This window comes from Idiomarina sp., assembly GCF_048265525.1.
Taxonomy (GTDB): Bacteria; Pseudomonadota; Gammaproteobacteria; order Enterobacterales; family Alteromonadaceae; genus Idiomarina.
This window is the reverse complement of the sequence record NZ_JBLXBI010000001.1, coordinates 293,607-308,561: the sequence shown is the minus strand read 5'-3', so window position 1 is coordinate 308,561 and position 14,955 is coordinate 293,607. Positions and strand designations below refer to the sequence as shown.

Below are 14,955 nucleotides of genomic sequence, written 5' to 3'. Positions count from 1 at the left end.
TTGCCATGAGTTCAGTAAAGACGCCATGTTCCCTGTTTATCTTTTCGTTCGCTGTGCTAAATTAACATTATTACAACAAGAGAGACGTGGTATGAAACTCGAGAAATCGCTTTTATGTATTGGTATTACTTTGGCACTGTCGGCCTGTGGCGGCTCGGACAGCGGCAGCTCAGGTGGCTCTGCCGGTGGTGGTGACAATGACTACGCGTTTTGTTCCGCTGAATATCAAAATGAAGAGTTTTTCGAGTACATGAAAGAGGACTACTTCTGGGCAAGTCAGCTACAGGACAGCTTAGACCCCGAGGCCTTTGACGACGTTTATGCGGTTCTTGAGGAGTTGCGAGCACCAGAGGATACCTACAGCTACATTCTTACAGAAGAAGAATATGATCAGCTTTTTGTCAGTGCGACTTATTTCGGGTTTGGTTTTTCCATGGAACAAATTAGCGCAAGCCGGGTAAAAATTCGTTTTGTTTATGACGCCTCCCCAGCCGCAAACGCCGGTATTGCGCGCGGTGATGAACTCCTGGCTATTGACGGCGTAGAAGTCTCTGAGCTGCTAGCTAACGGACAGTTTGATGACGCCCTGGGAGCTAACGAGCAAGGCGTGGATAAAGAAATTACCTGGCAGAAACCAGATGGAACACAGGCAACTGAAGTTTTGAGTAAAGTTGAAGTAGAAACCAATACCGTTATGGGAACCCAAACTTACCCTGTTAACGGCGAAACCGTAGGTTATTTTACTCTGGACTCCTTCATTAACCGTACGGGTTCAGACTTAAACACGGCATTTGACCAGTTTGCTGCCGACAACATTGACCATTTAGTCATTGATGTACGCTACAACGGCGGCGGCTTGATTCGCTACGCCAACCAGGCAGCAACGCAGGTTGGAGGAACCAATGTTCAGGGGGAAACCTTTTTACAATACCGTTTTAATGAGCAAAACAGTGATAAAAACGAAACCATAGCCTTCAGCCTAGTTGACGGTGTTGAGCAACTTGATTTAGACCGTGTATTTGTACTGACCACCGGCAGCAGTTGCTCGTCTTCAGAAATTATTATTAACTCTCTAAGCCCTCACATTGATGTGGTTACGATAGGCGAACCCACTTGTGGTAAACCTGTAGGTCAAATGCCGGAAGAGCTGTGCGATAAAGTCACTTTTGCCATTAACTTTGAGACAGTTAATTCTGAAGGGGAAGGTAAATACTACGACGGTATTGCACCAAACTGTTCGGTTAACGACGAAATTCAGGGTGACTGGGGTAGCTCAGAAGATCCTCTCACGGCGGCGGCAAATAGTTATATTAGCACGGGCAGTTGCCCGGTAAGCCCCGCCAGCGCAGAAATGAAAAAGAGCGCTCAGGCGCGCTCTTTTGTTAAACCTATTCACAACATGAAGGATAAGCGCGAGTCCCTGCAGTAAGATTATACGCAGGAACCCGAGACAGCAGTGGTTAGTCTTTAACCGCTGCTTTTCTTATGTCGCCTTTAGCCGTGTAAAACTGGTTATTTTCGATAATACCGGGGGCAAAGCTGTCCACTCCAATAGCGGTTAAACGAAGCTCTTCAGTTTCAGCGAGTTTTTCAGCTGTATCTTTATCGATCAAGCCTTTCTCAAGCGCCACATCGGCAAGCTCTTTACCATTGAGGTTAGAGGACAATTCACCGCGTTTTTGCGCTTTACGCAGCGTTTTGTAAACCGACTTCATTTCCAGCATCGAAATAAAGGCTTTTTCCATGTGTCCGGTGGCATCACCAATACTGTCTTTCCAGTAACACAGGAAAGTATGACGGTCACGGGTAACGCCCGGCTCCATCATGCTGACACTGATGTCCTGTAAAATTTCATCAGACGGCTTTTTGAAATGGTTGCCCAGTGGGAATATCAGAATACGCATTACCCACGCCATAAAGCGATTCGGGAAGTTATCAAAGAAGCCATAGAACGCATCGGCAATGCTGTATAAATGATGCTTCAGCGCATAATGAACGTAAGGTAAATCAGCTACCTGACGGCCTTCGTCTTCAAAGCGCTTCAGTACTGCCGAGCCCATATATAAATGACTTAAAATGTCACCTAAGCGGGCTGAAATCATTTCTTTACGTTTTAAATCGCCGCCCATCATCAGCATAGAAATATCTGACGCTAAAGCTAAACCACGACTCATACGACCCAGCTTACGATAATAATGAGCAGTTTCACCACTAACTGGAGACTCGCCAAAGCGTGCGCCGCTCAGACCCAGCCATAAGCTGCCAAAGACGTTACTGGCGGCAAAACCGATATGTTTCATCAGCAGACCGTCGAACTCACGCATACCCTCATCTTCATTAGGGTTAGCCGCAGCTTTCATTTCTTTAAGTACATAGGGGTGACAACGCGTTGCGCCCTGACCAAATATCATCAGATTTCGGGTCAGAATATTTGCGCCCTCAACCGTAATAGACACTGGCGTCGCCATGTAGGCATGGCCTAAATAGTTATGCGGACCTAATTGAATGCCCTTACCGGCGTGAATATCCATTGCATGCTCTAATACCTCACGACCCATTTCTGTCATGTGGTATTTGGTCATGGCCGTTACTACTGAAGGACTCTGCCCCTGACATAAAGCCGAAATGGTCAGGCGACGCATAGATTCCAGAATGTAGTTGGTACCACCAATTTTACCCATTGATGACTGCACGCCTTCAAACATACCAATTGGCATGCCAAATTGCTGACGCACATAAGCGTAAGCACCGGTCATACGCTGAGTTACGTGGCCTGATGCAGCAGCCAGTGCCGGCAATGAAATACCGCGCCCTGCTGACAAACATTCAACCAGCATACGCCAGCCTTTACCGGCGTAATCTGAACCACCAATAATCCATTTCAGCGGAATAAAGACGTCTTTACCAAAGGTTGTACCGTTCAGAAACGCCTGGTTCAGAGGGAAATGGCGGTCGCCAATTTCAATACCTTTGTGCGATGTCGGAATTAACGCACAAGTAATACCAATTTCTTTCTTATCACCTAATAAGGCTTCCGGGTCATAGAGTTTAAATGCCAAACCCAGAACTGTTGCTGAAGGCGCTAAGGTAATATAACGCTTCGACCAGTTAAGACGAATACCAACAACTTCTTCACCCTCGTGCTCGCCTTTACAAATAATACCTTCATCCGGAATTGAACCAGCATCGGAGCCAGCTTCCGGTCCAGTTAAGGCAAAACACGGAATGTCGGTGCCATCAGAAAGACGCGGCAACCAATAGTCTTTTTGTTCTTTGGTACCATAATGCGTTAGTAATTCGCCCGGCCCCAGAGAGTTTGGAACCATAACAGATACCGCAGCACTGATAGAACGACTGGCAATTCGCGAAACAATGTAGGAGTTTGCCGCCGGGGTAAAGTCGAGGCCGCCGTAATCTTTACCAATAATCATGGCGAAGAAGCGTTCTTTACGCAGATAATCCCAAACTTGTTTAGGCAAATCACGATCCTGCTGAACAATTTTAAAATCATCCAGCATGTCCAGCAGCTTAGCCAGCTGGTTGTCGACAAACGCCTGTTCCTCGACGGTGAGCTTAGGTTCAGGTACATCCAGCAATTTCTGCCAGTCCGGACGTCCGCTGAACAGTTCTCCGTCCCACCAAACATCCCCCGCTTCCATGGCCTCACGTTCTGTGTCAGACATAGGTGGCAAAATGCGTTTAAAAATAGCAAAAACGGGCTTAGTCACCAGGCTGCGACGGATATCTCCGACTGCAAACACCAGTACCACTAAAACCACTAACAGAATAAAAATTTCCATGGGTATCTCCAGTGCACCATCACAATAAAAGTGTAGTCAAATCTCAAACTTACGACAGGTTGTTTACGCTTCTTCCAGCCCGCCGGAAACAAATGGGATCAAATGATCGATAACGTCCTGCGCACCCACTTTTTGATTGAATTCTGCCTCCGCAATTTCAATCAGAGCTTGTCCCGATACCTGGGCAAAAACTGCCGCTCCCAAAATAAAGTGTAGACGCCAGAACATTTGTTGCTCATCCAAATGCGGATTTGCGCGCTTTAATAAAGCCATTAAATGCTGTAATACCTCACCAAACTCCTGCTGAGTGTATTTGCGTAAATGGCCCTGAATTTCAGAGTAAGCAAAGCCCAGTAATCTTAAAAAGATATCGGGGCCGTGTTTATTGACCTCGGTTAACTTTGCCAAAGGTATTTTAAAGCGCTTGAACAGCTCCTCCGTTTTTAGCTCGCTCTGCTGCTCTGCCAGTTTTAACTGTTCTTCCAGCACTGGCATAAAAACAACCAAATAACGCGCCATTACGGCCTGAATAAGTGCTTTTTTTGAGCCAAAGTGATAGTTTACAGAAGCTAAGTTAACGCCTGCTTCCTGCGTAATTTGCCGTAACGAAGTTTGCTCAAATCCATCGCGGGAAAAGAGCATTTCTGCGGCATTAAGTATTTTCTTTTGAGTCGGAATTCGGGCTGCCATGAAATAAATAAACGCATGATTTAAACATGCGTTTAATCTAATTCATGTGGTTTCAGCGTGCAAGTGTTCGCTGAATTTATTTTTGGTAAGAGTGTAAACCTTAGTAGGCTACACTATTAGTGGCGCCAATAATGACGGTGGAACAAAATAAGTACGGTCATAATTTCCAGACGACCTGCCAGCATAGCAAAAATTAGCAACAGCTTAGCACCAGCATCAAGACTGGCGAAGTTACCCGATGGACCAATAATCTCACCTAAGCCAGGACCGACGTTACCCACCGCAGTAGCTGCACCAGATATTGCCGTCATAAAATCCAGATCAAATAATGACAAACCCAATGCAATAACGGCTATCAGCAAAAAGTACATAAAGCAAAAAGCGACCATTGAGCCAAGTAAAGAGTCATTTACTCGACGCTCCTGATAGGTTTGGACACTAACCAGGTTGGGGTGAATTAATTGACTGAACTGTTTTCTTAATAACAACTGCGACAACTGAAAACGAAAAATTTTCATGCCGCCGGAAGTTGATCCGGTACAGCCACCAATAAACATCAAGTAGAAGAAAGCCATTAACGACCAGCTTCCCCAATTTCCGTAGTCTTCGGTTGCGTAACCAGTTGTGGTCACAACTGACACGACATTAAATGCCGTATGCATTAACGCATCACCGAACTCCCGCCCTTTAACTATCTGAACCAGAGTAATCAATACAATAACAATCAAAAGGAAGGTAACAAAGGCTCGTACCTGGCTATCTTTCCAAAGTGGTCCAAAGTCGCCTTTTACAAAGCGAATGTAGAGCACAAAAGGCAAGGCGCCTGCCACCATAAAAATAGTGCCCGTTATCACCAAAAACGGTGTATCAGAGAAATGCCCAAAAGACGCATCGTAGTTAGAAAAGCCGGCTGTCGCTATGGTGGTCATGCCGTGCACAAAGGCATCAAAACTGCCCATGCCGCCAATTAAATACAAGCTAATAACTGCAGCCGTTAGAATGAGGTAAACCCGCCCTATTGCCAAAACCATATGGCTGGAACGCGGCATAAATTTACCCGACATATCCGAAGATTCAGCCTGGAACAGGCGCATGCCGCCAACTTGCAAAAACGGCAAAATGGCCATAGCCATAACGATAATTCCAATTCCGCCTAACCATTGCAACATAGCCCGCCACAACAGAACACTTGCGGGTAAATCGTCCAGCCCCGAGATAACGGTAGCTCCAGTTGTGGTAATGGCTGACATGGCTTCAAACCAGGCACTGGAGAAGTCCAGATAAGGTCGTGCAAAAATAAAGGGCAAGGTTGCGAATAAGCTCGCCGAAACCCAGCATAATGAAGTTAACAGGAAAACTTGTCTTGCCCGCAGTTTGGCGTCACCCGCCGGCTGCAGGAACAAAACTAAACCAAAAACCAGCCCTAAGCTGGATAGCGTCAGGTAAGTCCACTGCTCTTTTTCGCCATTAACCACCGCCATAACAAAAGGCGCCAGCAAAGCGACAGAAAGCAAGGCAATGAGCCCGCCAATGGCTTTCAGCAATAGCTTAACAGCCTGACGCTTATCAAGCGGTGTCTGACGCAATGACTGGCTGGCTTGCATTGACATTGTTCTAGTTAGACGTGTCTAAAGGAGTAAATGATTTTACTAAATCATCAATCGCTTTCATCTGCTGAAGGTACGGCTCCAGAGCGTGTAGAGGCAACGCACAGGGACCATCGCATTTCGCTTCATCGGGGTTCGGGTGTGCTTCAATAAACAATCCCGCAATACCCAGCGACATACCAGAACGAGCCAGTTGCGCTGCTTGTGCGCGGCGTCCGTCAGCGGAGTCGGTTCGGCCACCAGGACGCTGCAAAGCGTGAGTTGCGTCAAAAATAACCGGCGCCATGGGCTTCATTTCGTCCATACCAAGCATATCAACAATGAGATTGTTATAGCCAAAGCTTGAGCCGCGCTCACACAGCATTAACTTTTCATTACCGGCCTCGGCAAACTTTTTAAGAATGTGCCTCATTTCCTGTGGCGCAAGAAATTGTGGCTTTTTAATATTAACCATAGACCCGGTTTCAGCCAGGGCTACCACCAGGTCAGTCTGACGGGCAAGAAACGCCGGTAACTGCAATACGTCAACCACTTCAGCGACCGGAGCTGCCTGATGCGGCTCGTGTACATCGGTAATTAAAGGCACATTAAACTGCTGTTTCACTTCTTCAAAAATGCGCAGCCCTTCTTCCAGACCTGGTCCGCGAAAAGAGTGAATGGATGACCGGTTGGCTTTATCAAACGACGCCTTAAACACGTAAGGTATGCCAAGCCTACTGGTTACCTCAACGTAATGCTCAGCAATTCGCAAGGCTAAATCACGGGATTCCAGCACATTCATCCCACCAAATAAAACAAAGGGTTTATCATTTGCTATTTGAACGTCACCAAGCTGTAACTCTTTAATCATCATAAACTCCCGCGGTTAACTACCGACAACTCGTAGAATCTGTCCGGCGAAATACGCCATATAGGTTCCAAGCGCATAACCCATTACCGCTAATAATACACCAACCGGCGCCAATGACGGATGAAAAGCTGAAGCGACAACCGGTGCTGACGCAGCGCCACCCACATTAGCCTGACTGCCCACAGCCATATAAAACACAGGAGCACGAAGCAGTTTGGCCACAAGTAACATAAGCCCGGCGTGGATCAGCATCCAGATAGCACCAATTAAGAAGTACTTAGGCGCCTCTACTATTTTGGTTACGTCCATATGCAGGCCAATGCTGGCCACCAGAATATAAACAAAAACGGAGCCTATTTTTGACGCCCCGGCAGCTTCCAGAGAACGAGCCCGGGTAAAAGAAAGTGCAATACCGCCAGCAGTGGCTAAAACAATGACCCAGAAAAACAAGCTGTCGAGACTGAATTTACTTAATGCAGGATAATTCGTTGCTATTCCCGGAGCTATCCAGTCAGCCAGCAAATGCGCTAACCCGGCAATACCGAAACCAACAGCCAGAATCAGCATTAAATCGCGTAAGCTCGGGTTTCTGACATGCTCGGCTTCATACTGCTCCACTTTACGACGAATGTTGTCGATAGCGGATGTATCAGCGCCGGTGCGGGCATCAATTTTCTTAGCATTTGCTGCCATATAAAGCAGTACAGCCATCCATAAGTTGGCAACAATAATGTCTACTGTCACCATGGCTGAGAAAATATCACCGCCAACTTCATAAACTTCTTTCATGGCAGCCTGGTTTGCGCCGCCACCAATCCAGCTTCCGGCAATGGTTGTCATGCCACGCCAAACAGCATCGGGGCCCGCACCACCAAGCATTTCAGGGAATATGGCAGACACCAGTAGCAAAGCAATAGGGCCGCCAATGACAATACCGAAAGTACCAGTTAAAAATAGAATAAGAGCCTTTGACCCAAGGCCCATTACGGCTTTTAAATCCAGACTTAAGGTAAGTAATACCATACAGGCCGGTAACAGATAATCCATTGCTATATCTGTTACGGCGGTTTGATTTCCGTCGACAATACCAAAAGTATTCAGTAAAGACGGTATGAAATAGCAAAGCAATAAAGCCGGAACAAAGCGATAGAACTTCTTGAAGAAAGGATGCTCGCTGCTATTGGTGTAAAATACAAAACCAAGGATGGTCAGCAATAAACCAATAACAACCCCATCGTTAGTGATTAAGGCATTCGTTTCCGAAACAACAGACTCAGGCGCTAACATAGGTACTCCCTTAACTTAACCGGCAATAAGTGCTTGTTTGGACACGGCCACATGCAACAGGAAGGCTATCCAGCCACAAGCACCAATAAAACCAAGCCAGCGCGCACCAGCTGTTTTTCCTTTCATAGCTAAGACACCAAAGCCAATATAAGCAATAACACCTATGACTTTATCAGTTAACCAAGGAACCTGAATTGGGTACATGCTTAATGTCACCATGATACCGACCGCACTGAGTAACAATAAGGTATCGTTAATGTGAGGAACTATCTTCAACCACTTCTTTTTTAATAAAGGTGAGTCAAGAAGCAGAAGCACAAAACGGAATAAAAAAAGGCTGATCGAAATCAGCACAAATAATACATGCAGGTGTTTAAAAGCAGCGTACACAGTAACCTCTTATTTTTAATTTAATTAAATGGTTCTCAACTCAGGCAGGGATTTTATAACAACATCAAGAAACTTAGGTGAATAATAGCGGCCCCGTTCATCTTTCAGGCGCACAGCAATATCGCTGTCACTAATGCCACTTTCCCACCAATCCAGCAACTGCTCGGTCAACAGAAGAACCTGAGTACTTATCGCAATATCCGAGCCTTGTTTACCTTCAGGCAAACCCAGGCCGTCCCAGCGTTCCAATCTTTCAATAAGTGCTCTGTGCGCACTTTGTGTTGCTTCGTGTTCACCGTGACCCAGCGCTCGTAATGAGCGGGCAACTCGTTGCTGACACGTAGTTTCTACCGCTGCAGCCGCATCCGAAGCGCAGTTAAGCAACGGTCGTGCCTGCGCAAATAAAGACCAGGCCAAAGCTGTTGTTTCAGCGTCTTCTGCCGAAACTTTTTGAGCTACAGCGTACGCCAGACGGACTTCGCTATTTTGCTCCAGAATGCCGTTAAAGTGGCTGGCATGGTGTAGCATAAGTTGGTCAGCTAAACGCGCCAGAAACTGATCGGAATCTTCCAGACAGACCACGTTATCCTGTGCCAGTTGTACATTTTCAGAAAATAGTTGAAGCACATGGTGATCATCGGCCGTAAGTGCTCTGGATAAGCCGCCGATAAACAAAACAGAACCGTGCGACCGGCAATGACTGCGGCAATATAACAACACAAAATCGTCACCATAATACGAGCCGTGGTTTGCAATAACATGCTCTAGCTCGGCTAAGGCTTTTGACGGAATAACCGAACGCAAAGTCTGACCAACGCAAACACCGGAGTCCTCTCCGTGAGCGGCCAACACTTTATAAGATGAGCCGTCTTCATTTGAAGTAGCATACAAGGTTTGTTTGGCACCGCCGATTACCCAGCTCAACTGCTGCACTAAACCATCAACAAAACTGTTCATTGGTTGCAGAGCATAAAGGTTAGCCGAAGCGGCGATGATTTTCTCAAGCCCGTGACGACTTTGATCAATGGACATGATATCGCGGTACGAACGCAGCGATGACATTACTGCAGTAAAGAGTTTCTGTGCAGTAAGTTCGGTTTTGGATTTGTAGTCGTTGATGTCGTAATTAACGATAACCGTGCGCTCAGGTGCCTGACCAGGCTGCCCTGTTCGCAAAATAATACGGGTAAAGTGGTTGTCGGCTTCTTCCCGAATATAACGTGCCACCTGCAGTCCGGCATCATCGGTTTCCATAACAACATCCAGCAGTAATATGGCTGCATCAGGATGCTCATCAATTAACTTCTTTGCCTCTTCACCAGAAAAAGCACTGTAAAACTTTAAACCACGACCTAAAAAATTAAAGTCGTTGAGTGCCAGTTTGGTTACCGCATGCACCTCTGGTTCATCATCGACAATCAGAATTTTCCAGTATTCTGTCGGTAATTTTGTGGTTTGCTGGCTGGCTTCGTCAGCAAACATAAACTGATTGCTCATTATTAGTCTCTCCCCGCCCTGGCTTTTGTCCCGCCGGTAACTCGTTCTACCCTAGCATAATCCTGCCATCGGTTAACCTTTTTGTAACCACTTTTAAACAGTAGCTCCACCACACTGTCAGCCTGTTGCCATCCCTGCTCAAGTAGTAACCACCCTTGGTCTGCTAAATGGTTGTTAGCTTCTTTTATAATAGTCTCTATATCGGCTAAACCATTATTTTCCGCAATTAACGCCGTCTGGGGCTCAAATCTGACATCTCCCATATTCAAGTGCGGATCGCCTGCATCAATGTAGGGAGGGTTCGATAGAATCAAATCAAATTTAAGAGACTCTGGCACAGATTGAAACCAGTTGCTGCACAAAATTTCAACATTTAAACCTAAAGCCTGACTATTTCGGTGTGCCAGTTCCACTGCATCGCGGCTTTTATCACACGCCCAAACTTGCCAGCCGGGACGTTCCGACTTTAATGCCAGCGCAACCGCGCCCGTACCTGTGCCTAAATCCAGCACGCGCGCATGTTCGGGAAGTTCAAGGCTAAGCGCCGCTTCAACTAACGTTTCAGTATCGGGACGGGGAATTAACGTGCTGTCGTTTACTTCAAGCATTAATGACCAAAACTCGCGGCGACCAGTGATATGAGCCACGGGCTTGCCTTTCTGCCGGGCTAAAATACATTCCTCATAATGCCGTTGCTGATCTTCTGTCAGTTGCTTTTCCGGCCAGGTCATAAGGTAAGTTTTTTCTTTATCCAGCACAAAGCAAAGTAAGGCAGAAACATCCGCAGCAGCATCTTCACTCTGCTTTAACTGCTCCCGCCCCCACTTTATGGCTTGCTCCAGCGTCATTGCTGTCCTTCAGACAGAGCCGCCAGTTGATCCGCCTGATGCTCAGTAATAATGGCATCCAGTATCAAATCAATATCGCCGGTAAGTACTTCATCTAACCGATACAGCGTCAGGTTTATGCGGTGATCTGTTACCCGGCTTTGCGGGTAATTATAAGTGCGAATACGCTCCGAACGATCACCACTTCCTACCAGGTTACGACGGGTACTATCTTCTTCTGCCTGACGTTTTTCATCTTCCAGGCGTTGTATTCTTGCCTGTAAAACCGACATGGCTTTAGCCCGGTTTTTATGCTGCGAACGCTCTTCCTGACATTCAACCACCACACCGGTTGGTATATGGGTAAGACGAATAGCAGAATCGGTTCGGTTAACGTGCTGACCACCAGCCCCCGAGGCGCGGTAAGTATCAACACGTAAATCCGCCGGGTTAATTTCAACGGCCTCGGCTTCTGGAATTTCCGGTAACACGGCAACAGTACAAGCTGAAGTATGAATACGCCCTTGCGATTCAGTTTCAGGAACACGCTGCACCCGATGCCCACCAGACTCAAACTTCATGCGTCCGTAAACACCATCGCCACTCATGTGAGCAATAATTTCTTTATAACCGCCGTGTTCGCCATCACTGGCACTGACAATGTTGACCTTCCAGCCATTTTTTTCAGCGTAGCGGCTATACATACGAAATAAATCGCCGGCGAATATCGACGCTTCATCACCGCCAGCTCCGGCCCGAATTTCCAAATAGCATGAACGATCATCGTTCGGGTCTTTAGGTAGCAACAGAAGTTGTAGGCGGTTCTCCAGCTCTTCTTCGGCTTTTCTTGCCTCTTTTAGCTCTTCTTCCGCCATTTCGCGCATTTCAGCGTCATCATCTTCAGCCATATCTTTTGCGGCTGCCTGATCATCCTGATTCTGGCGGTACTCTTCAAAGCAACCAACCACCTCTTCTAATTGAGAGTACTCACGCGATAATGAGCGAAAACGGTTTTGATCACTGATCACATCGGGCTCACCCAATAAAGCTTGCACTTCCTGATAACGCTCAACTAATCCTTCTAGTTTGCGTTCAATGGATGGATTCAACATGTTTTTATTTGCCTTTTGATGAGTCAGAGGATGGCTCTGACCAAAGTTGTTGCAAAACGGCCAGCGTATATTGGTCATTATTTTCGCCGGCAGATTTCAATAAGCTTGTCGGTTTATGCGTTAACTGCTGCACCAGCCTGTGACTGAATCGTTGCAGCACTTCAGCCGGGTCTTTGCCCTGCTCTATTTGCGCTAACGCTTTTTTTAACTGCTCGTCAGCTAAGGTTTTTGTGTGCGTACGGTATTCCCGCACCAGCTCGACACTATTCAGTGACTTCAGCCAGTCATTAAACTCTTTCGTTTGCTGCTGAATAATAACCTGAGCTTCACGAGCTGCCTGCTCACGGTTACGAATATTTTCGCTAATAATACTTTGCAGATCGTCAACGGTATAAAGGTAAGCGTCATCGAGTTCATTAACCTGCTCTTCAATATCCCGCGGCACAGCCAGGTCAATTAACAGCATGGGTCTGTGCCGACGCTTTTTCAGTGCTTTTTCGATGCTTCCTTTGCCCACAATAGGCAAAGTACTGGCGGTTGAACTGACGACAATATCGGCCTGTGGTAATAACTCTGATAACTCAGACAAGCTGTGAGCCGTTGCACCGACTCGTTCAGCCATTTCGCTAGCTCGTTGCAAAGTCCGGTTTGCCACCAGAATTTCAGTCACGCCTTGTTGTTTCAAATGCTGAGCAACCAGCTCGGAAGTATCACCGGCTCCAATCAGCAGCACCTTCGATTTCTGCAAATTAGCGAAAATATGACGCGCCATAGAAACCGCAGCATATGCAACCGAAACCGCGTTTTGACCTACCGCCGTTTCATTTCTAACGGTTTTTGCTACACGAAAGGTTTGCTGAAATAAGCGTTCAAGGATACCGCCGACAGAGGCCTGACGTTTCGCGGCCTGATACGCTTGTTTTACCTGGCCAAGAATTTGTGGCTCGCCAAGCACCAGTGAGTCTAAACCACTGGCAACCGACATAAGGTGGGTAATGGCCTGCTCGCCCTGAAAGTGATAATGATGATTTTCCAGCGCATTGGGGGCCAATTTGTGGAAACCGGTTAACCAGCCCAGGAGCAAGTCGCCAGACACTTCCCCCCGGCAATATAGCTCGGTTCGGTTACAGGTAGAGACGATAACGGCTTCTTCAACACCTTGAAGATTACGCACGGCCTGCAGCGCAGCATCAAGCTGTTCAGCACTAAACGCGACTTGCTCGCGCAAATCGACTGATGCGGTTTTATGATTAATTCCGAGAGCTGAAATGGTCATCTGACTGTGAAACTCGTTATCCCAACGCGGCCAAAATCTAAGTTGCCCGATTGTACGTGAAAGCCTTAGTCATTGAAAGTGACAGCGCTTTCTGGTCAACTAATTACATTCCGATTGCAGCAATTGAGAAATATGATTCAACGCCGACTATTCTGGGTTTGCCTGGTTGTTATCACATCGTTAACCGGGTGCGCGCTGCCGACGCCATCAGAGCAAGCAAGCAGTACCGAAGTTAATCAACGTATTATTGACACTCATCAACAAAAGCTGGAGCAGTTGCAACAGTGGTCGTTAAGTGGCCGCATGGCGGTTATTCAAAAGCAAAATAAGGAAAGGGACAGTTTTTACATTAACTGGCACTACCAGCCTCACCAGCAGGTTATTCGTTTTTCTCACCCGCTAAAAGGCCAACTGGCTAAGCTGACCGTCGATGACAGCGGCGCCTTGTTAACTGACTCCGATGATCAGGAACGCTGGGCTCCTTCAGCAGACGCTTTATTATACCGCCTACTGGGTGCAGCCGTTCCCTTTGAGCAATTACACCACTGGGTTCTGGGCAGAAAAACAAACTCACTAAAGTCTGTGAGTTATCATAAAGATGGCACCTTAGCTCAGTCGACGATATTTCACCGGGGTCAAAACTGGCAGCTCAGCTGGTTCTATGATCAGGACAAAGTACAAACAGTAACCTTGCCGGAACAAATCCACCTGGAAAGTCCGGACCTACTGATAAAGGTACAAGTGAACGAATGGCAGTAAACACCTTAACGCTCCCAGCTCCGGCGAAACTCAACCTATTTTTGCATATTATCGGACGCCGCTCCGACGGGTACCACAATTTACAGACTGTTTTTCAGTTTCTGGACTACGCCGACACTCTGAAATTCTATACCGCCGCCGACGACAAGTTTGATTTAATTGACCACGATAGCCACATTCCCCGCGACGAGAATTTAGTCTGGAAGGCGTTAACAGCGCTAAGAAAAGAATACGAAGAAAAAGGCATTACGCAACTTCCTGGCTGCTCGATTGAATTAATTAAGAGACTTCCTCAGGGAGCCGGACTGGGTGGTGGTTCATCTAATGCGGCAACCGCACTGGTGGGGCTGAATCAGCTTTGGGGTAGTCATTTAAATAGCACTGAATTACAGGCAATAGGTCGCAAACTTGGTGCAGACGTGCCTGTGTTTATTCATGGACATGCTTGTTTCGCTGAAGGTATCGGCGATGTATTCACTAATATAACACCACCGACTCCGTGGTATTTAGTGGTTAAACCAAATGTTTCTATCAGTACGGCTGCGCTATTCTCTCACCCTAAGCTACAGCGCAACTGCTCGCCGGTTACCGCTGAAAACTGGCAACAGCAAAAAGTCGCAAATGTGTTTGAACCGGTGGTCTGCGATCTACACAACGAAGTTGCTATGTTACGCAGTGCCTTGCTAGAATACGCCCCGACTCGGCTCACTGGCAGTGGAGCATGTCTTTTTTCAGTATTTGAAACCAGACAAGCCGCAAAGGAAGCGCAACAGCAGGTTCCCAAAGAACTTTGCTCATTTATCGCTCAAGGCCAGAACCGTTCACCACTTATCCAGACATTAACCCAATAAAAGTCGAGG

The 14,955-nt window shown here is 47.0% G+C and carries 13 protein-coding genes; 3 read left to right on the top strand and 10 right to left on the bottom strand.

Annotated elements, in window-relative coordinates; genetic code table 11:
• Window positions 1–91 precede the first annotated feature (91 nt).
• Window positions 92–1,429 (top strand): S41 family peptidase, encoded by a 1,338-nt coding sequence (locus ACN0TF_RS01425; protein ID WP_417440459.1) that lies wholly within the window; start codon window positions 92–94, stop codon window positions 1,427–1,429.
• A 31-nt stretch (window positions 1,430–1,460) separates the two neighbouring features.
• On the opposite strand, the gene ACN0TF_RS01420 is transcribed toward ACN0TF_RS01425, so the two are convergent.
• The 10 genes from ACN0TF_RS01420 to hemA all read right to left on the bottom strand — a co-directional run bounded on the left by ACN0TF_RS01420 (window position 1,461) and on the right by hemA (window position 13,336).
• Entirely contained in the window at window positions 1,461–3,800 is a 2,340-nt protein-coding gene (locus ACN0TF_RS01420) for an acyl-CoA dehydrogenase (RefSeq protein ID WP_417440458.1), read from the bottom strand.
• Window positions 3,801–3,863: 63 nt separating this feature from the next.
• The gene (locus ACN0TF_RS01415; protein ID WP_011234169.1) at window positions 3,864–4,490 is read right to left on the bottom strand and encodes a TetR/AcrR family transcriptional regulator; all 627 of its coding nucleotides are present in this window, start codon (window positions 4,488–4,490) and stop codon (window positions 3,864–3,866) included.
• 116 nt (window positions 4,491–4,606) lie between these two features.
• Entirely contained in the window at window positions 4,607–6,094 is a 1,488-nt protein-coding gene (locus ACN0TF_RS01410) for a TrkH family potassium uptake protein (RefSeq protein WP_417440457.1), read from the bottom strand.
• A 10-nt stretch (window positions 6,095–6,104) separates the two neighbouring features.
• Window positions 6,105–6,947, bottom strand: a complete 843-nt coding sequence (gene kdsA / locus ACN0TF_RS01405) for a 3-deoxy-8-phosphooctulonate synthase (protein WP_417440456.1) — start codon at window positions 6,945–6,947, stop codon at window positions 6,105–6,107.
• 15 nt (window positions 6,948–6,962) lie between these two features.
• Window positions 6,963–8,234, bottom strand: coding sequence for a DUF819 domain-containing protein (locus tag ACN0TF_RS01400; protein WP_114981524.1), 1,272 nt, complete (start codon window positions 8,232–8,234; stop codon window positions 6,963–6,965).
• Between the two features lie 15 nt (window positions 8,235–8,249).
• Window positions 8,250–8,624: a SirB2 family protein gene (locus tag ACN0TF_RS01395; protein ID WP_417440455.1), complete on the bottom strand. Its 375-nt coding sequence runs from the start codon at window positions 8,622–8,624 to the stop codon at window positions 8,250–8,252.
• Window positions 8,625–8,648: 24 nt separating this feature from the next.
• Entirely contained in the window at window positions 8,649–10,121 is a 1,473-nt protein-coding gene (locus ACN0TF_RS01390; protein ID WP_417440454.1) for a DUF3369 domain-containing protein, read from the bottom strand.
• Between the two features lie 2 nt (window positions 10,122–10,123).
• Complete coding sequence (gene prmC, locus ACN0TF_RS01385; protein WP_417440453.1) at window positions 10,124–10,969, bottom strand: peptide chain release factor N(5)-glutamine methyltransferase; 846 nt, start codon at window positions 10,967–10,969, stop codon at window positions 10,124–10,126.
• Window positions 10,966–12,060: a peptide chain release factor 1 gene (gene prfA, locus ACN0TF_RS01380; RefSeq protein WP_011234176.1), complete on the bottom strand. Its 1,095-nt coding sequence runs from the start codon at window positions 12,058–12,060 to the stop codon at window positions 10,966–10,968. The genes prmC and prfA overlap by 4 nt, the downstream gene beginning before the upstream one ends.
• Before the next feature lie 4 nt (window positions 12,061–12,064).
• Entirely contained in the window at window positions 12,065–13,336 is a 1,272-nt protein-coding gene (gene hemA / locus ACN0TF_RS01375; RefSeq protein ID WP_011234177.1) for a glutamyl-tRNA reductase, read from the bottom strand.
• A 132-nt stretch (window positions 13,337–13,468) separates the two neighbouring features.
• On the opposite strand from hemA, the gene lolB reads away from it, so the two are divergent.
• Window positions 13,469–14,095, top strand: a complete 627-nt coding sequence (lolB, locus tag ACN0TF_RS01370; protein ID WP_417440452.1) for a lipoprotein insertase outer membrane protein LolB — start codon at window positions 13,469–13,471, stop codon at window positions 14,093–14,095.
• Window positions 14,086–14,946 carry a 4-(cytidine 5'-diphospho)-2-C-methyl-D-erythritol kinase gene (gene ispE / locus ACN0TF_RS01365; RefSeq protein ID WP_417440451.1) on the top strand — a complete coding sequence of 287 codons (861 nt, stop codon included), beginning with the start codon at window positions 14,086–14,088 and terminating at the stop codon, window positions 14,944–14,946. Before lolB ends, ispE begins: the two co-directional genes overlap by 10 nt.
• Window positions 14,947–14,955 lie beyond the last annotated feature (9 nt).

Excerpts from the sequence above, each read along its gene's own strand:
- ACN0TF_RS01425 (WP_417440459.1), top strand. The coding sequence starts at position 92 with ATGAAACTCGAGAAATCGCTTTTATGTATTGGTATTACTTTGGCACTG.
- ACN0TF_RS01420 (WP_417440458.1), bottom strand. The coding sequence starts at position 3,800 with ATGGAAATTTTTATTCTGTTAGTGGTTTTAGTGGTACTGGTGTTTGCA.
- ACN0TF_RS01415 (WP_011234169.1), bottom strand. The coding sequence starts at position 4,490 with ATGGCAGCCCGAATTCCGACTCAAAAGAAAATACTTAATGCCGCAGAA.
- ACN0TF_RS01410 (WP_417440457.1), bottom strand. The coding sequence starts at position 6,094 with ATGCAAGCCAGCCAGTCATTGCGTCAGACACCGCTTGATAAGCGTCAG.
- kdsA (WP_417440456.1), bottom strand. The coding sequence starts at position 6,947 with ATGATTAAAGAGTTACAGCTTGGTGACGTTCAAATAGCAAATGATAAA.
- ACN0TF_RS01400 (WP_114981524.1), bottom strand. The coding sequence starts at position 8,234 with ATGTTAGCGCCTGAGTCTGTTGTTTCGGAAACGAATGCCTTAATCACT.
- ACN0TF_RS01390 (WP_417440454.1), bottom strand. The coding sequence starts at position 10,121 with ATGAGCAATCAGTTTATGTTTGCTGACGAAGCCAGCCAGCAAACCACA.
- prmC (WP_417440453.1), bottom strand. The coding sequence starts at position 10,969 with ATGACGCTGGAGCAAGCCATAAAGTGGGGGCGGGAGCAGTTAAAGCAG.
- prfA (WP_011234176.1), bottom strand. The coding sequence starts at position 12,060 with ATGTTGAATCCATCCATTGAACGCAAACTAGAAGGATTAGTTGAGCGT.
- hemA (WP_011234177.1), bottom strand. The coding sequence starts at position 13,336 with ATGACCATTTCAGCTCTCGGAATTAATCATAAAACCGCATCAGTCGAT.
- lolB (WP_417440452.1), top strand. The coding sequence starts at position 13,469 with ATGATTCAACGCCGACTATTCTGGGTTTGCCTGGTTGTTATCACATCG.
- ispE (WP_417440451.1), top strand. The coding sequence starts at position 14,086 with ATGGCAGTAAACACCTTAACGCTCCCAGCTCCGGCGAAACTCAACCTA.